Here is a 26,958-nt window from a genome sequence, read left to right as displayed (position 1 = left end):
GAGAGAGACAACATGCAGTGGATGGGTTTGGGCAACTTGTGGTTTGCGCTGATAATCCCGGCCATCATCGTCCTTTACCTGCTCAAGCGAAAAGTAGAGGATCGTGTCATACCTAGTACACTCCTGTGGCAGCGCACGTTGCAAAACTGGGAAGCGGTGAAACCGTGGGAAAGGCTGCGGCGCAACCTGTTGTTGCTGCTGCAACTGCTCGCTGCCTGCTTGCTCGTGCTGGCTTTGATCCGACCGGCCGTGCCCACTGAGGGAATCACATCGGATCATACGATTTTGGTCGTGGATACATCAGGGAGCATGATGGCAAAGGAAGGAAACGAGACGCGGCTGGAACGAGCCGTTTCACAGGCAAAAGCACTCGTAGAGAAGCTGGGAAGCGGACAGACGATGACCCTCATTGAGGCAGGGCGTGAGCCAAATGTTTTAGTTTCCAAAAGTGCAGACAAAGAGCCGCTCTTGCAAGCCATCGAAAAGCTTGCGCCTTTTTCCGGGACATCCGATCAAATCGCAGCCTTGTCTTTGGCAGGAGCCATTGCAGAGAATGAACCAGGTAGTGGAGTGGTTTGGATGGGGGACGGAAGCGGGGAACGCAAGCTGGATGGAGGCTCAGTCCCTGCCTTTTCCGGGAGCTTTCAGTTCATGCAGATGGGAAGCACCCGGGAGAATACGTCAATCGGTGTTTTTGTGACCCAACCTACGGAAAAAGGGGTAGAGGGACTGCTGCGGGTGGACAATCACGGCAGTATGCCTGCAAAAGGAAAAGTCACGGTTTTTGATGAGCAAGACAAGCTGCTGGATACCGATTCTTTTGCGATTGGGGCGGGTAGCTCCCAGACATTTTCGTTTCAGAAGCTGGCGGTGTCTAGCGTCTATCGTGCAGTCATCGAACCGGAGCAGGACGGACTTTCCCAGGATAATGTCATGTGGAGTGTTCCATTCGCTGCCGGGAAGGGAAAAGCAGCATTGTATTCGCCAGAGGGGAACCGCTTTCTCCATCAAGTATTGCAGACAGTCGGGAGTCTTGAGGTGGAAACGATTCAGCAGGCACCGGATGCTGCGGCTGATGCGCGTGACCTGTGGGTTTTTGACGGAGTCGTGCCAGACCAGCTACCAAAAGGAAACCTTTTGTTGATTGCTCCGAACAAGAAAACAGAGTGGTTGCCGCTTGCCGGAGAAAAAGAACTGGATCAACAGCCAAGGCCAGTTTCCCCAGATGACCCGCTGCTCAAGCACGTTGATTGGCGAGATGTGCACATCGCCAAAGGATACGCATTGGACGAGATGCCTGGTATGAAGCCATTGGTACGCGCAGGTGATGTCGATCTGGTCAGAGCCGGGATCATAGACGGTCGACGACTAGTCATTATCGGATTTGATTTGCATGCATCGGACTTCCCGCTGCGTCCTGCTTTTCCGATTTTCATGCAAAATGTCGTCAACTGGCTGTCACCTGGTCAGACAGCCCCAATCCCTACGGCACATCCGGGAGAAGTCTTGACCCTCCCACTCTCACCGGGAGCGACAGCACGTACCTTGACGTATCCGAATGGACATCAGCAGTCTCTTACGGAGGACGCCACGTCCAAAACGATGCAGCTACCGGAGCTGACCGGATTGTATCGCCTTGATGAAGAGGTAGATACAGGCACCAAAAGTACGTATTTTCCTGTCCAAATGAATGAGGGAGAATCGAACATTACACCAAAGTCCTTGAGCGTTGCCCGGAAGAATACCGAAGAGCAAAAGGAGAGTGAGGAAGCAATAGCGACTGACACAACAGGAGCACTGGGAACGAAGGAGCTGACCTATTGGTTGGCAGCTTTTGCTCTCTTGGTGTTATTGGTGGAATGGAGGGTGTATCAGCGTGGGTATTAACTTTATACAGCCGCTATTCCTGTTGCTATTGCTTCCTGTTGCGTATGTCATCATCAGCTGGTGGCGACATCAAAAGCAAATGCCAATCGGCAGAAAGGCAACAATTGCTACTATTCGTTCGCTCTTGTTCCTCCTTCTGGTTTTGGCGTTGGCAGGGACACAGCTGCTGACACCTGTTCAGGCGAAAACGATTGTGTTTGTTGTCGATCGATCGGCTTCCATGAAGGACGATCCGCGAGTTCTTTCCTTTTTGCGGGAGGCGGTCGGTCAAAAGCAGGCAGCGGATAAGTATGCTGTCATTGCAATAGGTGCAGAGGCGGCGGTCGATCAACCGATGACGATACGCCAAGAGGTACAGCCATTGGGCGTGGATGTCAACCGGAATGCAACCAATTTGGCAGAGGGAATCCGATTGGCGTCTGCCATGATCCCTACCAATGCCAGAGGAAAAGTCGTTTTGTTAACAGATGGTCTGGAAACAAGCGGAGATGCGGCACGGCAGACGAGACTGGCGAGGGAGCGAGGAATCGCTGTAGAGGCTGTTTCCTTGCAGCAGCCAAACGGGGATGAGGTCGTTCTTACATCTGTACAGGTGCCACAAAGACTGTATGCGGGAGAGGAATACGGCATCACCGTTGATGTGGAGAGTACGATAACGACCGAGGCTATCCTTCGCCTGTATGAAGGCAATCGCGAGGCTGGCCAGCAAACGGTACAGATTAGCAAAGGCAACAATCGCTTCGTTTTTTCGCAAAAAGCGATGCAGCAGGGTTTCCATCGCTATCGTGTGGAAATCGAGCCACGACAAGATACCGTAGCGGCGAACAATCAGGCAACAGCCTATACGCAGGTAGCCGGGGCACCAGTTGTACTCGTAGCCGAAGGGCATCCAGGTGCCGCCAGCAACCTCATTCAAGCGCTGGAAGCAGGCAATATCAAGGTAGAGCTACGCGATCTCGCACTGCTGCCAAAGGAGCTTGAGGGCTACAAGCAATTTGCCTCCATTGTACTGGCAGATGTGCCCGCTACGAGCATGACTGATGCGGATATGGAACGCATGCGGACTGCTGTACGTGATTTGGGCATTGGTTTGATCATGACAGGCGGTAAAGATAGCTTTGGTATGGGTGGCTGGTTCCAGACACCAATCGAAGAGGCATTACCTGTTCACATGGATTTAAAAGGGAAGGAACAGCTCCCTTCGCTCGGACTTCAGCTGGTCATCGACAAGTCGGGCAGTATGAGCTCCGATGCCAGAGGTGCGGATAAGATGGCACTGGCTAGGGAAGCCGCGATACGAGCGACAACCATGATGAATGCACAGGACTACATCGGGGTAATCGCATTTGACGACACACCATGGGATGTCGTAGCTCCACAATCTGTCACGAAGCTGGATGAAATCCAACAGCAGATCAGCAGAATTCAAGCGGATGGCGGGACCGATATTTTCCCTGCCTTACAGCTGGGCTACGAACGAGTAAAGGCGATGAACACACAGCGCAAGCACGTGATCTTGCTCACAGATGGGCAGTCTGCACTCGACGACGATTACGAGGGCCTGCTCCAACAAATGACGGCTGAAAATATTACTGTTTCAACAGTGGCGCTTGGGGATGATTCAGATAGGGGGCTGCTGGAGATGATTGCTGAGTTAGGAAAAGGCAGATACTATTTTGCAAATGATGCCGAATCCATCCCGAAAATCTTCAGTAAAGAAACAGCCTTAGCCAGCCGCACGTTTATTGTGGAGAAGCCTCAAGTACCAGGCTATACAGGCTTGGGAGCTTGGCCTACGCTGAAGCAAGCATTGCCTCCGGTGCGAGCGTATATTGCAACAACACCGAAGCAAACAGCAGAATCATCCTTGATGAGTGCTGACGATGATCCGGTTCTCTCCCGCTGGCAGTACGGTCTGGGGCGTTCTGTCGCCTGGACGAGTGATCTGGAAGGGAAGTGGTCACCGGACTGGGTGGCTTGGGGAGGAAACAGCCGTCTGTGGAACGAAATCGTGGCATGGACTTTCCCACAGATTACAGAAGGCGCTTGGAAGACGACCACGAGCGTGAACGGCGCCAAAGGCAATGTGAAGGTTACGATGCCAGCTGGTAAAAGCATGCCTCAAGAGATGGAGGCAGTCGTTCTCAACCAAGAGATGAAGCGAGAGGTCATCAAGCTTAAGCCGGTTGCTCCCGGTGTCATGGAGGGTGAATTCGAGACGGCTGATCCGGGCACGTACATGATTCAAATCTCACAAAAAAATCGAGGCCAAGTCATGGCGAGCCAAACGACAGGCTTGACCGTTTCCTATTCACCCGAATACGGAATACATGCCGATGGTGAGAAGCGTCTTCAAGAGTGGCTAAGTGCTGGTGGAGGGAATCAGATCATCAAGCCGGAAGAAGCTTTTGGTGGCACGCTTCCCGATAAATGGGACACACAGTCAATCAGTGAGTGGTTACTGATGTTGGCGGCGTTGCTGCTGCCGATCGATATCGCCGTTCGTCGTCTGCAGTTGCCGGATCAATGGTGGGCAAGGCTTTCCAGTCTATGGAGATTGCGCAAGTCCCCGTCTGCCGATTCTGAACAACAGGCAGTATTGTCTCGCCTCGGCGAGAAGCGCTCTGTAACAAGACGGACACGCGAAGAGCGGACAGATGACCAGAAAGTCGTATCTGCTCCCCTTATTCATCCGGTAGGAACGGCTGGAAATCGGGTGAAGCCAGCGGCAGTCAAGAACGAGCAGGCAAAAGAGAAACAAGAGAAGCAAACACAGCCTGACGAAGCCCTAAACAGACTATTGGCGGCCAAGAACCGGAAAAAGTCTCAGTAATAGATAAAAAAGAAAACAGCAGCCTAGCGAAAGAATCGCTACGGACTGCTGTTTTCTTTTTGGAGATGCTCTTCATACACGAGCGGGACTGCGATACCAAAAGCAGTTTCATCTTTAGGAAGGTTCTCTTTCATCGATACACCAGGATTATTAGCGCGGAAAGCAACTTCATAGGTTTCACCCGGCGCTATCTGGAGAGTGTCCGTCCACCATGGACTTCCTGTAACCTTTTTGCCGTCCCGGCTCAAGATGAGCATGTGATGGCCGTGCAGATACAGCGATTGATCCTGGAAGCTGCGGTTGACGAAGGTTAGCTTTATGAGATCGCCCTCTTCAAGCATCATCCGGGTATCAGGAAGCAAGTCGCCATTTACAGTCGACAATCGCTCGAATTTACCGTCATAAAAACCATACTGACTATCAATGAGCAGTTGATATTCCCGATCAAAATGGGAAGAGAGATCAAAAGGAAGGGCAGTCGGATTACCGTAACGTGCCGGGTCAAAGACGGAAAGCTCTGCGTTTAAGAAGGGTACAGCGTCTTTGGACCCGACTGGACTTAAGAGCAGCCCCTTGTCATGCTGGTTGGCAGCTGGAGCAAATAGCACGGGACGATTCGGCATCGTAAACTGAATGTCGTATCGACCGCCTCCACCCGGTTGCAAGGCTTGATTGGCAATCAAATTCGGTTCGTTTACCTCGGTTCCGTCTATCGCTACTACCTGAAAAGGAGTTCCTTGCAGCAAATAGGTGACAGGAGCATTTTCGGCGTTTATAAAGCGAAGGCGAACTGTTGTGCCAGGAGTAACTGTTTCGATTTTTTGCGTATCTGAGCCGTTTAACGTCGCGCCTGCCTTTTCATCCTTATGATGAATCATGGCGATGTCGCGGATGGGTTTGCCTGTAGTCATTGCATCGGCTGCCTCGATCACAAGGGCACCGAATAACCCGTTCACTACTTGCCCAGTAATTTGCTGATGAGAATGGTACCAATACGTTCCTGCTTGTTCTGCACGAAAACGCAACACAGATTTTTCTCCTTTTGCAAGGCGATCATTGCTAGCGGGAGTCTGCATGCCATGCCAGTGGATGTCTATCCCTTCGGATATATCCTCGTTCAGCAGGGTGATTTCGACGAGCTCACCTTGCTTCATACGCATCTCAGGTCCTGGATATTGTCCGTTCAGGGTCCATGCTTCTACGGTTTTGCCTGATGCCTGACGGATGGTTGTTTTCTGTGCGTTCAGCGAAAACGTTCGATCAGGGTTTTCTTGGTTTGATTTTGTTGATACATCGATACTTCTAGGTTTCTCTGTGGAAGGCATTGAATAGGCACTTGCCCTTACAGGGAAAACGAAATCGGGGAGAGCGTGATCGTCCTGATTCTGAGCTCCCAAGGATGGATGGTCGGGAAGGCGGCTCGCTATCATCGCTTGATTTCCCCAGATCGTTGCAAGTAAAGCGGTCATCAGGAAAAGCATGGCAAAACGGATGAAGCGGAGCAGACGGCGCGGTTTTACCCAGTTTTCCGCAGTGGAGTGGTATTGATGCTGCCACGATTGCTGAATCCAAAGCAGGGAGACCCCAGCTAATAATACACCCCAAGCAAGAAATAAAATGGACGGTTCCAACGTAACAGCAGGAAAAAAGACTTGAAGGAAAAGTGCAATTAGACAACCCAAGACGGTAGCTTGCAACGGAACGAGCAATTCGGGGCAAGATGCGTCTCCTCGCCACTCTGCATCTAATGTGTCGTCTAGGTCAGGGGAGTTTGCTTTTACAGGTCGAACATTTTTCTCTTGTAACAAAATTCGGGTATAATCCGTATCTACTTGTGAATGTCTCGAATCTCTGCCTCCTTTTCCGGCCAACTCCCACAGTCGTGGAAAAGTAGAGAGCAGGCAAAAAAGCAATGGAACAAAAATAAAAGGTAAAAAGCCAAGCAGCTTATCCTTTATGTAAAGCCAGCCAAAGGATTCAAACAAAACCCACGTCATCACCAAATGCCCTGCAAAGACAAAAAGGGCCGACCATAAAAAACATAAAGTGATGCGAGCACTGCTTATGAAAGCCCGTTTCGTCGGACGGAAAACGAGCTGGTTTGCCATGATTGTAGGGACCAGCATGACGATGAGAAGGACCAGAAACAATCCTTGATGAATCCCGGCAAGCACTTCAAAATCAGCCATGATCAGTTCCTCCTGTTTACTAGTTCGATACTAATGATATAGAGAAACGGCCGAGGACCAAACGTACTGGGGCAGTATTTTCACTCCGCCTTAAGTCGGAGAAGTGCACTTGATCTACATATAGGATATACATTACAATTTTGGTATTGTTTTTTGATTTATCAGAATAGTGGGAAGGGGGCTTTTACTCATGTCCTTTGATTTTGTACAAACGTAACAACGCTCCCGAGCTCCTCCTGCCTCGTCTGGTTTGGACGTGAACAGACTGGTATAAACGAGAGGAGAGGCAGACATGGAAAAGAAGGATTGGATCAAAAGCTTTCAAGAGGAAGTAGAGGCACCATTTGCTGGGTGGGATTTTGCCAGATTGACTGCGACAGGCAGGATGCAGGATGCACCACTTGGCTGGAACTATGTAAACCTCGTGAAAAAGAACATGCAAGGGATCAGCTCTATGCTGGAAATGGGAACAGGTGGTGGAGAACTGTTTTCTACGCTTGCGCCGTTCCCTTTGGAAACGTATGCGACAGAAGGCTATGAGCCGAATGTAGCGGTCGCAAAAGCCAATCTGGAGCCCCTGGGTGTTCGCGTGTTTCCGGTAGACGGGGAAGAAATATTGCCTTTCGAGGATCAGTCACTTGACTTGATTATCAATCGACATGAAGCTTATTTGCCGTCTGAAATAAAGCGCCTGTTGAAGCCAGGGGGCACATTTGTTACCCAGCAAGTAGGCGGTCAAGACAATCTCGAGCTGAATCGATTGCTGGACGCTCCCATTCCGCCAGATTACTTGCACTGGAATCTAGCCTATGCAGTGAACGAACTGGAGGAAGCTGGTCTTATGATTGTGGAGCAAAGAGAGGAAATGAGCTTTTCGCGTTTTTACGACATAGGTGCCATTGTTTACTACCTGAAGGCTATCGAATGGCAGATTCGCGACTTTACTGTTGAAAAGTACGCTCAAGCCTTGCTCGATCTGCACCAGAAAATCGAAGCGGCTGGTTATATCGATATTCCTACCCATCGCTTTCTCGTGATTGCCCAACAAAAGTCCTAACTAAATCACTACCGATTGTCGATAAGACTGGTAGGGAGTGTTTAGGAAAAGCACCCTTTTTGGGTGCTTTTTTTATCGAGTAGCACCGTGTGAGAACAGCAACGCTGATCCTTTTACGAAAAGGCAAACCCTCCCGCAACAAAGCGTCCGCTCCTGGGTGGGTGGTCCGCATTACACATATCGCAACCGGCGAAGGAGAAGTGAAACAGGATGAGTAAGAGCTTGGCAACACGGGTCGTTGCTCTTGTAGCAGTGATCATTGCCGTCATGATGGCAATCAATATTATCATGATTTACGAAAACAGCGTAGCTACTGTTGAAAAAACACTCTCGCGCTCAAGCATCAACACGGCATTGCATATCTCCCAAGGGCTCGACTCAGAGAAGATAGCAACATTTATATCTCAGCCAAAAGAATCTGACGACTACTGGTCGATCCGAAATACGTTGCTTGAGTACACGCAAAAAACCGGTGCCCTTTATATTTATATTCTTCATGCAGATGGTGAAAAGGTAAAGATTATGGTGGATGGAACGGCGAAAGGAGCAGAGGGGGCAGCTACAATCGGTCAAGAGACAACCTCTACGGATATGGATGATATTGCTCCTGTTCTGGCAGGGGGATCGAACAGTACGCCGATCGTCAAAGACCCTGTTTACGGAGATTACCTAAGTGCATTCGCACCGATTGAAGATCCATCTGGTCAAGTAATTGCTGTACTAGGTGTAGATACTGCTGCAGACAAAGTGGAGCTGATTAATGATCAGGTTTTGGATGAAACCATGCCACGTATCATAATGGCTATGATTGTCGTAACGATTATTGCTTTAGGTGCTGTATTCTTCTTGATCAAAAAGCTGCTTCGTCCACTGCAGGTTGTACAAGAAGCGTCTATGCGTATTGCTTCTGGTGATCTCACGTCTACCGAGATTTCCGTTTCCAACAAAAAAGACGAGATTGGCCGAATTGTCGTTGCTTTTGGTGAGATGACGGCTCAGCTGCGTCAAATCATCGGCGGAGTAAAAGAGACTACGGAGCATATCGACACCATGGCGAATTCCATTCGGGAAGGTGCCAACTCTGTCCGCGAGCAAAACAAAAATATCGTGGTCACCAGCCAAGAGATTGCCCAAGGGAATGAGCAGACAGCAACTGCGATGGAGATGACGGTGCAAACGGTGCAAGAATTCTTGAGCGAGCTGTCTGAATTGAATACGGCGATTGACGAGATGGATGCAGTATCCAATCGCGTGTCTGATATCGGAGAGAGTAGCTATAGAGTATTGCAAGAGTTTTTGGCAGATGGAACAGAGACGAACAAACAATTTCATGAAGTGCAAAATACAATGGCGATTCTCGAAGAAAAATCGAGCCGAATTAACGACGTGATTGAAACAATTCAGCAGATCGCTGGACAAACCAATCTGTTGGCGTTGAATGCAGCCATCGAGAGTGCGCGTGCTGGCGAAGCGGGCAGAGGCTTCGCTGTGGTAGCGGGAGAAGTTCGCAAGCTGGCTGAACAGACAGGTGCGGCAACTCATGTTATTCAGGAGAGCATCAAAGATATTCAAGATCAGGTAAGACAAGCTACGGAAAAGACAAATGCGACACTGGATCGCTACAATGCAGGTACAGAGCGTTTGGATTCCGTTACACAAGGCATTACGGCGCTGTCTGATATGACGCATACCTTGAAGACGTCGCTTGCGAATGTTATGGCAAGTGTAGAGACGATGAAGCAAGGTCAGAACAAGGTGAATGAATCCGTGTTGACGGTTACTGCCATCTCGGAACAAACAGCAGCAGCCACCGAAGAGGTATCTGCTACGATGCATGAGGTCAGTGGAAACGTTGATCAGTTCGTGTCTGAAACGGAGCAGGTGACAGACAGCATTCAAGAGCTGCGCAGCAAGGTGGATACGTTCCGACTGTAGATGAATTACTTTATCAATAAATAAAAAACAGCTCTTCTACTGGCAGGATGTTGCCAAGAAGAGCTGTTTTTTTGTAGCTGTAGTGGAGGGAAGAAGCGCATTTCCAGTCTACGCTTCGGCCTCCGCCCCGCAAGGGGTGAAGACTGTCCGCTCCGGTCTGAATGGCGGGAGCCGCTTCAAAAGTAGAAGTTTCGATGAGGAATTCGCAGAGTTGAAGCTAAAATCACTCCCTCCATTCAGACCTCCGCTTTGTCGGGCTCCAGAGGCGCTTGGACTGGAAATGCGCTTCTTCCACGCGGCTTTTCATGTAACGGCAAGCTTACACTACAAAATTCCAATGAGCACAAGAACTGCACCCTGAAAACCCAAAAGAACCATACGCAGCCAGCTAAAAGCCTGTCTCATCTGCCCATCCCTAATCGGAAAGATCGAATACCCGTTGCGCTTTTGCTGATGTCGCCAGAGGCTGCTGATCTGGCTGGCAGTCATGAAGAGAAAGAGCAGACCGGCAATGATTTTCGCATATGGGCTGGGCAATATGAGAACGACGAAGGCTGACAACAGGAGCAGTCTGAAATAAGTGCCCGCAAAGTCACCGGAGCGAATAAATTTTTTGGTAAACAAATGATGTCCTGCTATTGATTGACGGTAAGGCAGCAGCTTCGTCAGGGTAATGAGCCACGAGCGTGATTTCACTTGGTGCTGCATGGCAGGGACATCCCGGAAGTTGTTCACAAACTGATAAAAGCGGTGACGCAAGCCGCTTTCGATGGCCAGCAGGCGATACCATTGTAGAGAATGTCTTTTCTTATAAGTCAACATTCGCGAATGGAGCCAGATCAAGAGCGCAGCGCAGATCAGAACACCAAATGGGACATTACCCAAGCGCAAGAATTGGCCTTCACTCAATACCCAGGCGAGGAGGATGTACGAAAAGACAAATCGAGCGAGTGTATAGGATCCGATCTTCTGCTGATCTGGCAAACGTAAGAACGTCCAATTGCTGTAAATATTCCAGCCCTTCAAGAGAAGGGGAATGCACCAGTACACCCACAGCTGCACGCCTTGTGCGCCTACGACCCCTGTATACATAGGCATGAGCAGGAGCAGGATGATAAACACCACCATGCTCTGAATGGCAAAATTGTAAACGAGCGCCTTTCGGAAATAGCGATCCAGTCTTACTTCATGCGGAGTCAAAAAAAGCAAATCTGCTTCCAGCAAAAACGTGCGTAGGGGGCTTCTCACCACGACGATTGCAATCACGAGCGCCATCGCATACGGCAAAGGGAACCAGGCTGGAATCATCGCGATGATGCTGCGGTAGTAGAAAGCGAGCAACCCCATCAAAAAGATCCCAACAAACGCTAAACCGCCATTCGCCATGTACTGGGCATACCGAATGAATTCTACGGAAAAGGCATGGAACCGTTTGCGAAATAATTGATCAACGTCTATTTTCACTGGCCGTCATCCTCTACGATATGTAAGTATATGTCGTCCAAAGAGCTATCTGGTAGCCCTGTCATACGCCGAAGCTCCTCAAGCGTTCCTTGGGCTTTGATCTCGCCTTTGTGCAAAATGATGAATCGGTCACAATGCTTTTCGGCGGTCGCCAAAATATGTGTGGACATCAAAATGCCAGCCCCTTGCTCCTTGCAACGGTTCAACCACGTGAGAAGAGAACGAATCCCCAGCGGGTCCAGACCCAGGATCGGTTCATCTACGATGTACAGAGGCGGTTGTACGAGCAACGCCATCATGATCATGAGCTTTTGTCGCATCCCTTTGGAAAACTGCTGAGGAAATCGATCTTTCATTTCCTCCATGCGGAATTCTTTTAAGAGAGGACGTGCTCGTTCATAAAAAACTTCCCGGTTCAACCCGTGGCTCATGGCCATTAACTCGATATGCTCCCACAGCGTAAGCTCCTCGTAATAAATGGGGGACTCGGGAATATACCCGTAAGACAAGCGATAGTTTTCCGGATCGGATTGAAAAGTTTTCCCCGCAATGCTGATTTCACCTGCGATGGGTTCCAAGAGTCCTAGAATATGCTTGATTGTCGTGCTTTTGCCTGCGCCATTCAGCCCGATTAGGGCCACAATTTCTTTTTCGCGTATGTGAAAGGAGACATCTTTAATTACAGCGTGGTTGTAAGAGTACCCACCCGTTACCCCTTTTACCTCCAGCAAGGTTGTCATGGTATCCTCCTTTATGGATAAACGGTTTTGTCCCCGTTTATTTGAGAGAAATGCTAGATAGTCTTCTTTCTATTTTAGCTGAATTCAGGATTTGGAAATACATTTGTTTGCCGCCTTTTTTACACGAGACTGAACAGAGAGGGATAACCGTACAGGCAATGCTCCTCACCGATACATAAACAAGTAGTATAAAGGACGGACGGGGGAGGTGGAATCTATGACAGCAGGACCGTATGAAAATCAGAAAGATATAGATCAGCATATCCAACGTATCTATTTGAAATTAGACAAATTCGAAGAACGAATCGATCAGCTTGAGGGACAAATGTTAGTCGTCACGAAGTGGTTGGAACGAATTGAACATCGATTGGGACGCATGGAGGATGTGCGTTACGATGTACTGCAAGTTTTGAACAAGCTGCAGACTGAATTAGAAACGAAAGCAGAGAAGACGGAAAAAGACAAAGATATTATCCTGCAATTGCTGTCTAATGAAAATCGGGACAAGGAAGCACTTGCTCAGTTTATGGAAGTAGAAAAAGACAGGAAACAAGAACGCTTTCTACAGGTTTGGGCAGTTTTAGGTCCTGTTATCGCCTCCGTTCTCTCCTCTTTTTTTACCCGATTTTTTATGTAGCGCATAATATGTTTAAAATGTGGAAAAGTTGTGTAATACGCTTTCCATTTTTCTACCATAACTTCTTTCTATACTTGGAGGGCAGATTATAGAAAGAGAGGATATCCAAGTGAAGAAGTTTGATATTTCCATGCTTACGGTTGCCATATTAGTAACGGGGTTAGCTGTTTTAGGTTTTTATCAATCATGGGCAAAAGGCAATGACCCTGTATTGGTAACAGCTGGCGATACCTCGATTACACAAAATCAGCTTTACGGTGAAATGAAGAAAACGTACGGAAAACAAACGATACATGAACTTGTTGCGGAAGCGTTAATCAAGCAGGAAGCCAAGGCGCAAAACGTCGCGGTGACGCAAGAAGATATGAATAAAGAGATTGATTCGATGAAAAAACAGGTAGGTTCACCTGAGGCATTCCAAAACTACTTGAAGAGTATGGGAATGACTGAGGCCCAACTGCGGGATAAGTTGAACGTGCTCATGACACGGGATAAGTTGTTGGATAAAGCATTCCCGGTTACCGAGGAGCAAATCAAAACCTACTATGATACAAATAAAGCACAGCTGGGTTCACCAGCACCTGAGTTTGATAAAGTCAAAGATCAGATCAAGATGATGCTGACTGACCAAAATCGCAGTCAGAACTACGGTACCTGGTTAAATACGCTTCAGGATAAACACAAAGTAGAATGGAACGACCCTTCCTTTGACGATCCATCAGTGCCAGGTGAAGAACAAATACCTGCTCCATAAGTAGAACTTATACCCAAAGACCTTGTCCTCTTCCATGAGTGCGAGGTCTTTTTCTGTGAAAACGGTCATGAACGTTTTGTTTAGCAATGGGGGCAATCGGAGAAACTGTGTTCATAATTGCCGATGTGAGGAGCAATCCGAATGGCTCAGATTGGTTGCAGCCTAGACGACAACGTTCACTATATAAAAGAATCGCTCGGATACAGCAATGACATTGTGATTCGAGAGGTAGTCCTACATAGCCTAGAACCTGTTCGGGCAGCTGTCATGTATGCGGATGGCATGGTTGATTCATATCTGGTACAAGCCGTCTTAATCGACAGTCTCTTATACAAAATGCGCTTGAAGGAATGGGAAGGGATACGCGAGGACGAGTTCGTTCCCTTTTTAAAAGAATCGATCTTGACCGTAGGGGATATGGGGGATTTACACGATTTTCCCACCTTGTTTACAGCATTGCTGTCTGGGTGTGTCATCATTCTCGTGGATGGCTGCTCGCAAGGAATTCATATTGGTTTGCAGGAGTGGAAGGATAGAGGAGTCACCGAGCCGTCATCACAAACTGTCATTCGTGGTCCACGGGAGAGCTTCACGGAGACACTTCGCACCAATATTACGTTGCTGCGGAGACGGATTTCCAGTGAAAAGCTATGGATTGAAATCAACAGAATCGGCGAGGAAACCAAGACAGAAGTCGCGGTTGTGTATATGAAAGGGATTGTAGAAGAAGATGTGGTAGAAGAAGTACGTAATAGACTGGATCGAATCAGCATCGATGGCATCATGGAAAGCGGAATGATTGAGGAGCTGATCCAGGACGAAGCCTACACACCTTTCCCCACCATTTCTAACTCGGAGCGCCCGGATGTAGTGGCAGCGAATCTATTAGAGGGACGCGTAGCGATTCTTGTAGATGGGACTCCTTTTGTTTTGACCGTGCCCTCTCTTTTTGTTGAGTTTTTCCATTCAGCGGAAGACTACTACCAGCGCTTTGATTTTAGTACGTTGATTCGCATGCTGCGCTTCGCCTGTTTTTTTATAGCGTTGCTGGCCCCCTCTCTCTATATCGCCATTACGACCTTCCACCAAGAGATGCTCCCGACACAGCTTCTGATCAGCTTGGCGGCACAGCGAGAAGGAGTGCCCTTTCCAGCCTTTATTGAGGCGATCATGATGGAAGTGGCTTTTGAGATATTGCGAGAGGCCGGAATCCGCATGCCGCGTGCAGTAGGTCAAGCCATTTCCATCGTGGGAACACTGGTCATCGGACAAGCAGCGGTGGAAGCCGGGATTGTTTCGGCAGCGATGGTTATTGTGGTCTCGATTACTGCAATCTCCAGCTTTATTTTCCCAGCGAGCAATATGTCGATTACCGTGAGGATTCTTCGTTTTCCCCTGATGGTGCTGGCTGCTTCTTTTGGTATATACGGAATTATTGTAGGGATGCTAGCCTTGGTGCTGCATTTATGCAGTCTGCGCTCGTTTGGCGTACCGTATATGGAATCATTTGCTCCGTTTTCCTTGAAAGAGCAAAGAGACACGATCCTTCGCTTGCCTCGCTGGGCCTTGGACAAACGGCCTGAATCGATTACCAAAAACAATTTGCGACGCCAATCTAAAGGGATAAAGCCATTACCACCGCAAAAGTAAGAGGCTTTCCACAGCATGTAAAGGAGTGGGCACCAGTGAAAGGGATAAAAGTTCTTCTCTGCATCGTGCTCGTTATTATCCTAGCTGGTTGTTGGGATCGAAAAGAACTGAACGATTTGGCGATTGCGGTCGGGATTGGTATTGATAAAGTGCAAACAGGCTATCAGGTTTCGGTTCAAGTAGTCGACCCTGCAGAGGTCGCGGCCAACAAGGGGAAGCCTGGACGTGCACCTGTTACTCTCTTTACGATGAACGCTCCGACGATTTTTGAGGCTGTGCGGAAAATGACCACGATCTCTCCTCGGAAAATTTATATGGCCCACACGCGGATGCTCATATTTGGCGAGGAGGTCGCGAGGGAAGGGATCGCTCCTGTCATCGATTTTGTCTCGCGTGACCATGAGTTTCGGACTGACTTTTATATTGCCATCGCTAGAGGAACGACGGCACGCAACATCCTGAGAGTGATCACACCGCTTGAACAAATCCCTTCTACAGAAATGTTTGCTTCTTTAGAGACATCCTCCAAAGTATGGGCGCCTACCGCAGCAGTTACAATGGATCAATTGATTACTGACTTTACCAGCAAAGGGAAAGAAGCCGTTTTGACAGGCGTGCGACTAACCGGACCTGCAAGGGAGGGGGACAAACGAAATAACGTCGAGCAAATAGATACCCCCGTGCTTCTTCAATACACGACATTGGCTACTTTCCGGGGAGACAAGATGATCAACTGGCTGAGTGAAGCGGACAGCAAAGCCTATAGTTACATTACAGGCAAAGTAAAAAGCACGGTCGGAAGTATGCCTTGCAAGGGGGGAGGACTCTTGACGCTGGAAGTCATGTACGCCGACGCGAAAATCGAGGCTACCATGAAAAATGGGACGCCTGAAGTCATCGTTCACATCGCTTTGGAAAATGATATTGGCGAAGTGCAATGCAAGCTCGATCTGACAGAGGAGGGAACGATTAAGGAGCTGGAAAAAGAGGCAGAAAAATCACTGGAATCATTGGTGACAAAAGCCATTGCCAATGCCAAGAAAAATGGAGTAGACATATATGGATTCGGAGAAGCGATTCATCGTCAATACCCGATGGTATGGAAGAAGATAGGGAGTAATTGGGAAAAGGGATTTTCCAAGCTGCCTGTACATATCAAAGCTGATGTGAAAATCAGACGTTTAGGAACCATCAATAATGCCTTTGAAGAAAGGTGATTGTGTAACAGGGGCAGGGGGAGTTTGTATGTCGACATTTGCTGTCATCGTTGTATCCATAATCGTGTGTGCATACGAGCTGCCCCGATTGATTCGGATGCGACAGCGCAAAGAGATCGTTGTCTTTCTCGGGTTGCTTGTCATCAGTGTTGGCTTGTACGCAGGAGCTGAAAAAGGGGTTGTCCCCAATCCTGTTTATTGGGTGGAAATGGTTTACAAGCCCGTATACGACGGCCTCATGACATGGCTGAAGTAAACGAGGGGCATACTGAGTACACCCCCAGTAAAGGAGAGTAAATAGACGTGGACGGTCTTTTGATGAAGCTGCTCGTTAGTCCGTTGTTGGTCGTTTTGGCAGATGCTCTCTTTCCAGAAGTGAATTTCCCTAATCTATATCAGTCTGTCGGAGTCGGATTTGTCTTGGCAATCGCCGGATATTTTTTGGATAGGGCGATCCTTACAGCAGGGAGTCTTTGGCTTACGACCATGTTTGACTTGATTATCGGCTTTTTGATCGTTTATGGAAGCATTGTGTTTTTGCCGACGGCTCAAATCGCTGCAATCGGGGCCGGGTTTGTTGCGATATTTTTTGGCGTAGCAGAATATATCCAGCATGTTTGGCTGATACGCACAGGACGAACGGAAAGTGTATAGTTGTTCAACGTGCAAACACACTCCTTGGGGGTGTGTTTTGTTTATGGAAAAACCATTACGATCGCTTTGTCACGATTCGCTCAATCCATGACCACGGAAGCCAATTTTTTGCGGCGATCGTAAGGGCCACGCCTCGGCCAACCGGGTAGCGGAATCGCGGCTTGGGAGTGGTCGCTGCATGGACAATCGTCGAGATGACTGCGTCGGGGGAAGGTGCCTTTTCTATGATTGCTTCTACGTGACGTATCAGTTGCTTCATTTGGGAGGCGTAAGGAGAGTCTTCATCAAGCTGTTGGTCTTGCATTCCTTTCTCCCAGATGGCTGTACGAAAGGAGCCGGGCTCAACAAGGACGACTTGAACCTGAAAGGGTAGCATTTCAAGGCGAAGCGATTCACTGAAGCCTTCGACTGCATGCTTGGATGCGGCATACGGCGAGAGACCGGGGAAACCAAATCGCCCACTGATGCTGCTTACGTTTATAATTCGTCCAGCTTGTTGCTGCCGCATATAAGGCAAGACTGCCCGAGTGACGTCGATCAGCCCAAACACATTTACATCAAACTGCTTGCGCCATTCTTCAGAAGAGACCTCCTCAGCAAAGCCACCCAACGCGTAGCCGGCATTGTTTATCAACAAATCAATGCGCCCATGTTTTGCAATGATGGAGGTGATCGCCTCCTGAATTTGTTCCGAATTCGTAACATCAAGGGAAATGACTTCCAGATGGTCAGGATCTATAAGCAAGCTTGCCAATTTGTCAAGAGGGTCTCTTTTTGCTGGATCACGCATAGCAGCAATTACCTGAAAACCAGCCTTGACTAAAGCGACCGATGCATGCTTACCAAAGCCACTTGAGGTACCAGTGACTAGTGCAATTGGTCTTTTTTGCATAGAATTCTCCTTTAAAATGTATAGTATGGTAGAATTTAACTGCAATGTTCACAAAATTGTTCATAAATTTGTTAACAAAATCATAACAAATAGCCTTTGTATTAAGGAAAATTTATGTATACTTAAATGGTTACCACGCTTGGGTAGAAGTGTGCAATACTGCCCCTTACTTTGCTGTTTGTTTTTGGAATGGCTGCTAATACTTTTCGCGTTTGGGTATTATAGTCGTAAATGGTATTGTATGCGATTTCTTTAAGCAGATAGAAAAGTACGAAAACTTCTAGTTGTAGGCGTGGCTAGAACGTTACCAACACGAAGAAAGAGGGGTTCATTGGTATGAAGGGTTGGCAACAGTATTGGCGTCAGTTTTCCCTGTTTGCTCTGCTGGCGCTAGTGTTAACCGGGTGTGGCAAGGATGAGCTCTCAGCGCTCAAGCCCTCTGGTCCGGTAGCTGCGATGCAGTTTGACCTGATGAAGCTGTCCTCCGCTATCATGATCGGCGTCTTCATTGTCGTTATGGCGATCTTTACGTACGTCCTTATCCGCTATCGTAAGCGTCCCGGACAGCAAGGCATTCCTAAGCAGGTCGAAGGAAATCATGCACTTGAAATTCTTTGGACGGTAATTCCTTTCTTGCTCCTAATCATCATGGCGATTCCGACTGTTACTACCGGTTTCGCACTGCACAAGGAGTACCCGAAAGAGGAAGCAGTTCAAGTAAAGGTTACCGCTCACCAATTCTGGTGGGAATTCGAGTATCCTGATCTTGGAGTAACGACTGCACAAGACTTGGTATTGCCGGTTGGTAAAAAGGTTCAATTCGTATTATCAGCATCTGATGTTAAGCACGCATTCTGGATTCCTGCATTGGGCGGTAAAATCGATACGAACCCAGGGCAAGAAAACAAAATGTGGCTGCAAGCAGACAAAGCAGGCATTTACTACGGTAAATGTGCGGAGCTCTGTGGAGCCTCCCATGCCTTGATGGACTTCAAGGTAGAAGTAAAGGAACAAGCAGATTTTGACACTTGGGTAGCGAACATGAAGGGCGTTCAGGCAAAAGAACCTGTAACGGCAACTTCTCCACTGGCTGCAGAAGGTCAACAAATCTTTGATAAGAGCTGTTTGGGATGTCACGCTGTGGCAGGTAAAGGCGGTAAGATGGGGCCAAACCTGACTAACTTTGCAGATCGCGAACGTGTAGCAGGTATCAAAGCACATACGCCTGAAAACATTGCAGAGTGGCTGAAAGATCCGCAAAAAATCAAGCCAGGCAACAAAATGCCTAACCTCAACCTCGATGACAACCAAGTGAAAGCACTTGTAGAGTACATGGAGACATTGAGCGTAAGCGAGAAAAAGTAAAGTAAAACCTCATAAAACTTATTGCATTGACAATCGTCATAGGCAGTGACGCTTAAAAAGGAGGTAAACCCGTGTCTGCACATGCTTCTCATGCACCAAATCGCTCGGGGCTGTGGGATTATCTTACGACAGTGGACCATAAGAAGATTGCGATCCTGTATCTGATTGCTGGTGGGATATTCTTCTTGGCCGGTGGTTTGGAAGCCCTGCTGATTCGTTTGCAGTTGATGTACCCGGAGATTGAACTCGTTGGTGCCAAGACTTTTAATGAATTAATTACGATGCACGGCACTACGATGATTTTCTTGGCGGTTATGCCGATCATTTTTGCTTTGATGAACGCGATTGTCCCTCTTCAAATCGGTGCACGCGACGTAGCATTCCCGTTTGTTAACGCTCTCGGATTCTGGCTATTTTTCTTCGGGGGAGTGCTACTGAACACAAGCTGGTTCTTGGGTGGCGCACCTGATGCTGGTTGGACATCGTATACAACCTTGGCTTTGAATCAATACAGTGGCAGAGGCGTAGACTTCTACGTACTCGGTTTGCAAATTGCCGGTCTCGGAACGCTGATTGGTGGTATTAACTTCCTGGTTACGATCATCAACATGCGTGCTCCAGGTATGACATTCATGCGTATGCCAATGTTCACCTGGACGTCCTTTATTACATCCGGTTTGATCCTCTTCGCATTCCCTGCGATTACGGTTGGTTTGGTTCTGTTGATGTTTGACCGTTTGTTCGGCGGAAACTTTTTTAACCCTGACGCAGGTGGTAACGTTGTTATCTGGGAGCACTTGTTCTGGATCTTCGGTCACCCCGAAGTATACATTTTGATTCTCCCGGCATTCGGTGTCATTTCAGAAGTAGTTTCTACATTCTCAAGAAAGCGTCTGTTTGGTTACAGCTCTATGGTATTTGCAACAGCGCTGATCGGTTTCTTGGGCTTCATGGTGTGGGCTCACCACATGTTCACAACAGGTTTGGGCGCAATTGCCAATACACTGTTTGGACTTGCAACCATGTTGATTGCTGTTCCTACAGGGATCAAAATCTTTAACTGGCTCTTGACCATGTGGGGCGGTCAAATCCGCTTCCCTACCGCAAACCTGTTTGCAGTAGGATTTATCCCAACGTTTACAATCGGTGGTATGACAGGGGTTATGCTTGCGGTTCCGCCGGCTGACTATCAATACCATGACAGTTATTTCGTAGTTGCTCACTTCCACTACGTAATCGTAGGGGGTCTCGTATTCGGTCTCTTCTCTGGTCTTTACTATTGGTGGCCGAAAATGTTCGGTAAAATGCTGAACGAAACAATTGGTAAATGGAACTTCTGGACGTTCTTCATTGGTTTCCACCTTACCTTCTTCCCGCAACACTTCCTGGGTCTGATGGGGATGCCGCGCCGCGTCTTTACATACCTCAAAGATCAGAACCTGGATATGGGGAACTTTATTAGTACAATTGGTGCATTTGGTATGACGATCGGTACCATCCTATTCGTGATCAACGTAGTCGTTGCAGCGAAGAGCTCCAAACGCGCTCCTGCAGATCCGTGGGATGGACGTTCACTCGAATGGGCGATTCCTTCGCCGCCGCCGGAGTACAACTTCGTTCAAACGCCTCTCGTTCGCGGTTTGGATGCGTTGTGGGTTGAAAAAATGGCTGGTAACAAAGGCATGACGCCTGCGGAGCCTATTGGCGACATTCATATGCCATCGCCATCGTTCTTGCCATTCCTGATGTCTCTCGGATTGTTCGTGGCAGGCTATGGCTTTATCTACCACAACTATGTGGTTGTAGTCATTGGCGTGCTCTCTACACTGGCTTGCATGTTTACCCGTTCAGTGAAAGACGATCCAGGTTATCACATTCATGAAGATGAACTCGAAGAGAAAGGGGTAAAGGCTTAATGGCTAACCATCACGCACATGCAGTATTGCCTGACGAACCGGAAAAAGCCACCCTTGAAGGTAAGAATAAGGTTCTTGGCTTCTGGCTCTTCCTCGGTGGGGAGACAGTTCTCTTCGGTTCCTTGTTTGCAACATTTATCGCTCTTCGTGATCAAGCAAATGGTGGACCAACGTCCCAAGCGTTGTTTGACATGAATCTCGTTGCAGTGGCCACGCTTCTCTTGCTTACCAGCTCGATGACAAGTGTTATGGCTACACTGGCTCTTCACAGGAAAGACCTCAAGAAGATTCAGCTATGGCTGACTATCACAGTAATACTCGGTCTCGGCTTCCTTGCTTTGGAGATTTACGAGTTTGTACACTATGTAAATGAAGGACTGAAAATGTCAACGAGTGCATTTTCATCTGCCTTCTATACATTGGTTGGATTCCACGGAGCTCACGTAGCGTTCGGGATTTGCTGGATCACCCTTTTGCAACTATCTGCGACGAAAAAGGGCCTAACGGTAGTAACTGCGCCGAAGTTCTACCTGGCATGTCTGTACTGGCACTTTATCGACGTTGTATGGGTATTCATCTTTACCGTGGTATATCTCATGGGTATGATCGGTGGAAAGGTGGGATAATCTATGGGAGCACAAGCTCATAATGAAGAGGTACGCAAACCGAAAGTGAAGCACGAAGGTCCGAAAAGACACCTTGTTGCTTTCATCGGATCTCTCGTATTGACCGCACTGGCATTCATTGCAGTAGCGTATGAAGCAATTCCATCAGGTTTTACCGTACCATTCATCGTAGCACTGGCCTTTGTTCAAGCGTTCTTCCAGCTGTATGTCTGGATGCACATGGATCAAAAAGGTCATGAGTTTGCACGGATCAGTATTTTCGCAGGATTGTTTGTAATTATGATGGCGATCATCGTCTTTATTTTCTGGGTCTGGGTCTAGGAAGTGGAGCGATGCGAGAGAGGACAGACATTGGGTCTGTCCTCTTTTTTTGTTTTGTGGTGGATTTGTAAGTAGCTGTAGTGGAAGGGAAGAAGCGAATTTCCAGTCTACGCTTCGGCCTTCGCCCTGCAAGGGGTGGAACTGTCCGCTCGGGAAAAAATGGCGGGAGCGCTTCAAACGTAGAAGTTTCAATGAAGTAGTTCATAGGTGAAGCTGAAATTCCCCAACAAATGTTTTGAATAATCAAAGGCAACCACAGCTGTTCGAAAGTCCTGTCACATGTTTGGAAGGAGACCGCCCGAACGAAGTGAGGATACAGGCGACTGGAAAACATGTGGCAGGGCTTCCCACGACCACAAAAGTTGGAAGACACCCCATCGAAGCATATTCTGTCAGCCTTTTGCCAGTCATAAACATGAAGAGAAGGGGGGATTAAGAGCAGACGGAGTTTTCGCGCTTTTTGAAAAATACTTGCACCTGTCACAAAGGCTTTATATAATAAAAATATTAACATGCGTTAAAATAACGTTATATGAATTAGTCGTCACACATAACAACTATAATCTGAGGAAAGCAGGGATCATGATGGTGAAATTGGTAGCAATTTATCGCAAGCCCGAAGATATCGATGCTTTTGATAAGCATTATTTCGAGGTACATGGCCCATTGGCAGAAAAAATGCCTGGCTTAATCAAAATGGAAGTAAGTAAAATCTACGGAACACCAATGGGAGAATCTGATCTGCATCTGATGGCAGAAATGTACTTTGAATCAAAAGAAGCTTTGACGGAAGCGTTGTCATCTTCTGAAGGTCGCGCAGCAGGAAAAGACCTCCGTGGCTTCGCTGGACCCATTGTGTCCATGCATTTTGCAGAAGTAGTTTAATCATGACCACGAAAAGATTGATAGACGAACAAGCGCTCCATCAGAAGCACTACGCAGAGATTTGCGAGAAGCTAAAGCAAGATCCATTTGCCCAATTTTTGGGCATCAAGCTGATTGAGCTGGGAGAAGGAACGGCGACTGCGGAAGTCACAGTTGCCGAGCATATGCTGAATGCGCACGGCACCGCGCATGGCGCAATCATCTTCTCTCTGGCAGACTTTGTTTTTGCAGCGGCTTGTAATTCCTATGGCAAAACATCTGTAGCACTGTCGATGAATATCGGATTTTTGGCTGCTGCCATGAAAGGAAATCGTTTGGTGGCAACTGCGACCGAAGAGAAGAAAAACAATCGCACAGCCTGGTACCGCATCCGTGTAGAAACGGAGCATGGCTTGGTAGCGACACTGGATGCACTGGCGTACCGGAAAAGTGATTACTTCGTCGAAATCGACGGAAACGAATAACTGACAGCGAAAATAAAACGGAGAAAGGATGCCAAAAGCCACGTGCTTAGGCTCCTTTCACTGTTTCAAGACGATACGAGAAAGGGGGCAAAGATGTCAGTGGAGATCCGTAATCGATTCAACCACTACCTGGGCATAGAAGTCGTTCACCGAGATGAACAGGGCTGTAAGGTAGCACTGAAAATTCGCCCCGAGCTGTTCAATAGCATCGAAGGTGTCGTACACGGAGGCGTTACGGCGACATTAGCCGATGTGGCGATGGGGCATGGGGCAGCACCCCATGTGGATGGTGTACAGCAATGTGTGACGGTGGAGAGCAAGATTCAATACCTCCACCCTGCACGCGGTGAGGTACTCGAGGCACAATCTCATGTATTGAAACAAGGAAAAAGCTTGATCGTGATGGAAGCACGCGTGACTTGTGATGGCAAGCTTGTGGCTTTTGCTACCGGAACGTATGCACGGGTGAACCCGCCTACACAAGGAGGACGTTGATGATGGAAGAGAGCGTTCGCTTTGAACGTGAAGGACATATAGGACTGATTACATTAAATCGTCCAGATGAGCTGAATGCGCTGAACTACGATACATTGGAGCGCCTGGGAAGCTTGATTGAGCAGGTGCGTTTGGATGCAAAAGAGATTCGCGTGGTTATCGTGAAGGCAGAAGGGCGAGCATTTAGTGCAGGGGCAGATTTGAAGGAGCGCCGTACACTGACGGAACAGCAAGTGCGCCGCAATGTCCGCAAAATCCGCGATGTATTTACTGCGTTGGAGAGGCTTCCGCAGCCGACGATTGCCATGATCAACGGATTTGCTTTTGGCGGGGGATTTGAGCTTGCGCTGGCCTGTGATTTCCGCTATGCCGTCGCAGATGCCAAAATGGGACTGACAGAGGTGAGCTTGGGCATCATTCCTGGTGCGGGTGGTACGCAGCGGTTGTCTCGCTTGATCGGACCTTCCAAGGCAAAGGAGCTGATCCTGACTGCCAGGCGCATCCAAGCGCAGGAAGCGTACCATATCGGTTTTGTAAATGCTGTTGCAAAAGATACAGAGGAGCTGCGTGAGCTGGCAATAGGGCTGGCAAACGAGATTTTGGCAAATGCTCCGTTGGCGGTTTATCAGGCAAAGTCAGCTATTGATCGCGGAAGCAGTGTTGATTTACAGACAGGGCTAGATATCGAAACCATGTGCTATGAAGTGATTATTCCCACGACAGATCGTCTGGAAGCATTGGAAGCCTTTCGCGAAAAGAGAAAACCAGTTTTTAAAGGCGAGTAACATTTTCAAATAAGCACTCCTACCGAGTCATAACGCAAGGGAATGAGGGAAGCGACATGATCTTTAATACAGAAATGGAAACGCTACCAAGAGAGAAAATGACGGAACTGCAACTGGCACGCTTGAAAGAAACGGTCAAACGCGTATACGAGCGCGTCCCTTTCCACACAAAAGCATTCAATGAGGCTGGTGTGAAACCAGAAAACATCCAATCGATCGAAGACATACAGAAGCTTCCCTTTATGAAAAAGACTGATTTGCGAGAAAATTACCCATTCAATCTGTTTGCGGTTGAAATGAAGGAAGTAGCACGCATTCATGGTTCTTCCGGGACAAAGGGAAAACCGACCGTTGTCGGCTACACCAAAAAAGACTTGGAGAATTGGGCGGAGATCGTGGCCCGCGCCATTTGCTGTGCGGGTGGAGAGCCAGGGGACATTTTTCATAACGCATATGGCTACGGCCTTTTTACGGGCGGTTTGGGTCTGCACAATGGCATCGAGCATATGGGCGCAGTTGCAGTACCAGTATCCGGCGGCAATACCTCCCGTCAAATTACGTTGATCGAGGACTTCAAGCCACGTGGTATTGCAGCAACGCCATCCTATGTCCTCAACATCGTGGAAGAGATGAAAAAGCAAGGAATCGATCCACGTGAGACAAGTGTCAAATACGGGATTTTTGGTGCGGAGCCATGGTCGGAAGAAATGCGCGTGCAGCTGGAGCAAGAGCTCGACATTAAAGCCGTGGACATTTACGGTCTGAGCGAAGTGATGGGGCCAGGCGTTTCCATTGAATGTCAGGAGGCGCAGGATGGCCTACATATCGCAGAAGACCATTTCTACGCAGAAATTATCGATCCGAATACCGGAGAAGTGCTTCCATACGGACAAGAGGGCGAGCTCGTATTTACGTCGCTGACGAAAGAAGCATTCCCCGTTGTCCGCTATCGTACAGGTGATATCGCGTCCCTCAATCCTGAGCCCTGTAAGTGCGGACGGACAACCATGCGGATGTCGCGCATCAAAGGGCGTGTAGATGACATGCTCATTATTCGCGGAGTCAATGTGTTCCCGACAGAGATCGAGTCCGTTCTTCTTACGTTCAACCAATTGGCTCCACACTACCAGGTCGTCATTGAGCGCGACGGTGCCCTCGACCGTTTTGAGGTGCACTGCGAGCTGACACCAGCATATGCAAAAGAGCTCAGTGAAAATGACAGCTCTGCTCTCTCGTCATTGGTGAAAGAAATTTGCCATCACATCAAAAATACGTTAGGTGTGTCCGTGGTGCTGCGGGTGCAACCGCCAAGTTCCTTGACGCGTAGCGAAGGCAAAGCGATACGAGTCGTAGATAACCGAAACAAATCACAGGCAGCGATCTAAACCAACTCCTGTAAAAAAAGGGTGTGACAGTTCATGGCCTATGAATATATTAGCGTAGCCAGTGAAGATGGTGTCGGTATCATTACGTTGAATCGACCGAAGATTCTAAACGCGCTGAATTTGCAGCTCATCGACGAATTGGTTGACCAGCTGGAGCAAATGGACCGCGACCCGGATATACGGGTGATCATCCTGACTGGCAACGCGAGGGCGTTCGCAGCGGGTGCCGACATTAATGAAATGGCGGAAGCATCAGCCATCGACATCATGAAGCGCAATCAGTTTGCGGTTTGGGATCGCATCTCACTCATCTCCAAGCCGATTATTGGTGCTGTCAGTGGCTTTGTGCTCGGTGGTGGCTGTGAATTAATGATGAACTGCGACATTGTGATCGCTTCGGAGACAGCCGTCATTGGCCAACCTGAAATCAAGCTGGGAGTCATGCCTGGGGCTGGTGGTACACAGCGTCTGACGCGTGTGGTAGGTGAACGAAAAGCACTGGAGATGCTGCTCACAGGTGAACCGATTTCGGCCAAAGAAGCGTTGAAATACGGATTGGTCAATCGGGTAGTGCCAGTAGAAGCGTACTATCAGGAAGCGCTCAAGCTGGCGAAGCAAATCGCCCAGCAGCCGCCGCTCGCGGTACAGGTCATCAAAAAATCCGTGTACAAAGCTGGTGATCTCGCTCTTCAAGAGGGAATGGATTATGAGCGAAACAGCTTTTATCTTCTTTTGGCAAGCGAAGATCGAAAAGAAGGCATGCAAGCATTTCTGGAGAAGCGCAAACCCCGTTTTACGGGACATTAG

Annotated in this window: 24 protein-coding genes; 20 read left to right on the top strand and 4 right to left on the bottom strand. The window is 48.4% G+C overall.

The features are described 5' to 3' along the window. The first annotated feature begins 12 nt into the window (after positions 1-12). Both HP570_RS19325 and HP570_RS19320 read left to right on the top strand, forming a co-directional pair. Entirely contained in the window at positions 13-1,887 is a 1,875-nt protein-coding gene (locus HP570_RS19325) for a vWA domain-containing protein (protein WP_173626791.1), read from the top strand. Further along, complete coding sequence (locus HP570_RS19320; RefSeq protein ID WP_173626790.1) at positions 1,877-4,720, top strand: VWA domain-containing protein; 2,844 nt, start codon at positions 1,877-1,879, stop codon at positions 4,718-4,720. Before HP570_RS19325 ends, HP570_RS19320 begins: the two co-directional genes overlap by 11 nt. Before the next feature lie 38 nt (positions 4,721-4,758). Here the strand turns inward: HP570_RS19320 and HP570_RS19315 are convergent, their stop codons facing one another. Then, positions 4,759-6,909: a multicopper oxidase family protein gene (locus HP570_RS19315; RefSeq protein ID WP_173626789.1), complete on the bottom strand. Its 2,151-nt coding sequence runs from the start codon at positions 6,907-6,909 to the stop codon at positions 4,759-4,761. 292 nt (positions 6,910-7,201) lie between these two features. On the opposite strand from HP570_RS19315, the gene HP570_RS19310 reads away from it, so the two are divergent. Further along, positions 7,202-7,966 carry a class I SAM-dependent methyltransferase gene (locus tag HP570_RS19310; RefSeq protein WP_173626788.1) on the top strand — a complete coding sequence of 255 codons (765 nt, stop codon included), beginning with the start codon at positions 7,202-7,204 and terminating at the stop codon, positions 7,964-7,966. A 210-nt stretch (positions 7,967-8,176) separates the two neighbouring features. Next, positions 8,177-9,901, top strand: coding sequence for a methyl-accepting chemotaxis protein (locus HP570_RS19305; protein WP_173626787.1), 1,725 nt, complete (start codon positions 8,177-8,179; stop codon positions 9,899-9,901). Positions 9,902-10,225: 324 nt separating this feature from the next. Here the strand turns inward: HP570_RS19305 and HP570_RS19300 are convergent, their stop codons facing one another. Together HP570_RS19300 and HP570_RS19295 are read right to left on the bottom strand one after the other, a co-directional pair. Beyond that, positions 10,226-11,365, bottom strand: a complete 1,140-nt coding sequence (locus HP570_RS19300; RefSeq protein WP_173626786.1) for an ABC transporter permease — start codon at positions 11,363-11,365, stop codon at positions 10,226-10,228. Next, positions 11,362-12,105: an ABC transporter ATP-binding protein gene (locus HP570_RS19295; protein ID WP_173626785.1), complete on the bottom strand. Its 744-nt coding sequence runs from the start codon at positions 12,103-12,105 to the stop codon at positions 11,362-11,364. Before HP570_RS19295 ends, HP570_RS19300 begins: the two co-directional genes overlap by 4 nt. Before the next feature lie 217 nt (positions 12,106-12,322). On the opposite strand from HP570_RS19295, the gene HP570_RS19290 reads away from it, so the two are divergent. The 6 genes from HP570_RS19290 to HP570_RS19265 all read left to right on the top strand — a co-directional run bounded on the left by HP570_RS19290 (position 12,323) and on the right by HP570_RS19265 (position 17,017). Beyond that, positions 12,323-12,742: a hypothetical protein gene (locus tag HP570_RS19290; protein WP_015893247.1), complete on the top strand. Its 420-nt coding sequence runs from the start codon at positions 12,323-12,325 to the stop codon at positions 12,740-12,742. 109 nt (positions 12,743-12,851) lie between these two features. Further along, positions 12,852-13,496: a SurA N-terminal domain-containing protein gene (locus tag HP570_RS19285; protein WP_015893246.1), complete on the top strand. Its 645-nt coding sequence runs from the start codon at positions 12,852-12,854 to the stop codon at positions 13,494-13,496. A 141-nt stretch (positions 13,497-13,637) separates the two neighbouring features. Next, positions 13,638-15,146, top strand: coding sequence for a spore germination protein (locus HP570_RS19280; protein ID WP_173626784.1), 1,509 nt, complete (start codon positions 13,638-13,640; stop codon positions 15,144-15,146). Between the two features lie 35 nt (positions 15,147-15,181). Then, positions 15,182-16,363 carry a Ger(x)C family spore germination protein gene (locus tag HP570_RS19275; RefSeq protein ID WP_173626783.1) on the top strand — a complete coding sequence of 394 codons (1,182 nt, stop codon included), beginning with the start codon at positions 15,182-15,184 and terminating at the stop codon, positions 16,361-16,363. Positions 16,364-16,391: 28 nt separating this feature from the next. After that, positions 16,392-16,619: a hypothetical protein gene (locus HP570_RS19270; RefSeq protein WP_173626782.1), complete on the top strand. Its 228-nt coding sequence runs from the start codon at positions 16,392-16,394 to the stop codon at positions 16,617-16,619. 47 nt (positions 16,620-16,666) lie between these two features. Continuing rightward, positions 16,667-17,017 carry a hypothetical protein gene (locus HP570_RS19265; protein WP_173626781.1) on the top strand — a complete coding sequence of 117 codons (351 nt, stop codon included), beginning with the start codon at positions 16,667-16,669 and terminating at the stop codon, positions 17,015-17,017. 55 nt (positions 17,018-17,072) lie between these two features. On the opposite strand, the gene HP570_RS19260 is transcribed toward HP570_RS19265, so the two are convergent. Further along, positions 17,073-17,909, bottom strand: coding sequence for an oxidoreductase (locus HP570_RS19260; RefSeq protein ID WP_173626780.1), 837 nt, complete (start codon positions 17,907-17,909; stop codon positions 17,073-17,075). A 336-nt stretch (positions 17,910-18,245) separates the two neighbouring features. Between HP570_RS19260 and coxB the strand changes: the two genes are divergently transcribed. The 10 genes from coxB (at position 18,246) to HP570_RS19210 (ending at position 26,958) form a co-directional block, all read left to right on the top strand. Further along, the gene (gene coxB, locus HP570_RS19255) at positions 18,246-19,274 is read left to right on the top strand and encodes a cytochrome c oxidase subunit II (RefSeq protein ID WP_173626779.1); all 1,029 of its coding nucleotides are present in this window, start codon (positions 18,246-18,248) and stop codon (positions 19,272-19,274) included. A gap of 71 nt (positions 19,275-19,345) precedes the next feature. Further along, on the top strand, positions 19,346-21,190 hold the full coding sequence (gene ctaD / locus HP570_RS19250; RefSeq protein WP_173606550.1) for a cytochrome c oxidase subunit I: 1,845 nt from the start codon (positions 19,346-19,348) through the stop codon (positions 21,188-21,190). Next, positions 21,190-21,816: a cytochrome c oxidase subunit 3 gene (locus HP570_RS19245; protein ID WP_015893239.1), complete on the top strand. Its 627-nt coding sequence runs from the start codon at positions 21,190-21,192 to the stop codon at positions 21,814-21,816. The genes ctaD and HP570_RS19245 overlap by 1 nt, the downstream gene beginning before the upstream one ends. A 3-nt stretch (positions 21,817-21,819) precedes the next feature. Next, positions 21,820-22,137, top strand: a complete 318-nt coding sequence (locus tag HP570_RS19240; RefSeq protein ID WP_015893238.1) for a cytochrome C oxidase subunit IV family protein — start codon at positions 21,820-21,822, stop codon at positions 22,135-22,137. 585 nt (positions 22,138-22,722) lie between these two features. Then, positions 22,723-23,022 (top strand): EthD family reductase, encoded by a 300-nt coding sequence (locus tag HP570_RS19235; protein WP_041749930.1) that lies wholly within the window; start codon positions 22,723-22,725, stop codon positions 23,020-23,022. Between the two features lie 2 nt (positions 23,023-23,024). Next, positions 23,025-23,486, top strand: a complete 462-nt coding sequence (locus HP570_RS19230) for a PaaI family thioesterase (RefSeq protein ID WP_016741458.1) — start codon at positions 23,025-23,027, stop codon at positions 23,484-23,486. A gap of 93 nt (positions 23,487-23,579) precedes the next feature. After that, on the top strand, positions 23,580-23,981 hold the full coding sequence (locus tag HP570_RS19225) for a PaaI family thioesterase (protein ID WP_007723391.1): 402 nt from the start codon (positions 23,580-23,582) through the stop codon (positions 23,979-23,981). After that, a complete protein-coding gene (locus tag HP570_RS19220; protein ID WP_172801896.1) occupies positions 23,981-24,766 on the top strand; it encodes an enoyl-CoA hydratase-related protein in 786 nt (261 codons plus the stop codon). Before HP570_RS19225 ends, HP570_RS19220 begins: the two co-directional genes overlap by 1 nt. 56 nt (positions 24,767-24,822) lie before the next feature. Continuing rightward, a complete protein-coding gene (paaK, locus tag HP570_RS19215; protein ID WP_015893234.1) occupies positions 24,823-26,151 on the top strand; it encodes a phenylacetate--CoA ligase PaaK in 1,329 nt (442 codons plus the stop codon). Positions 26,152-26,184: 33 nt separating this feature from the next. Next, entirely contained in the window at positions 26,185-26,958 is a 774-nt protein-coding gene (locus tag HP570_RS19210) for an enoyl-CoA hydratase-related protein (RefSeq protein ID WP_173626778.1), read from the top strand.

The organism is Brevibacillus sp. RS1.1 (assembly GCF_013284365.1).
In the GTDB taxonomy this organism is placed as follows: domain Bacteria; phylum Bacillota; class Bacilli; order Brevibacillales; family Brevibacillaceae; genus Brevibacillus; species Brevibacillus brevis_D.
The sequence above is the reverse complement of the archived record's forward strand: the minus strand, read 5'-3'. Positions and strand labels throughout refer to the sequence as shown.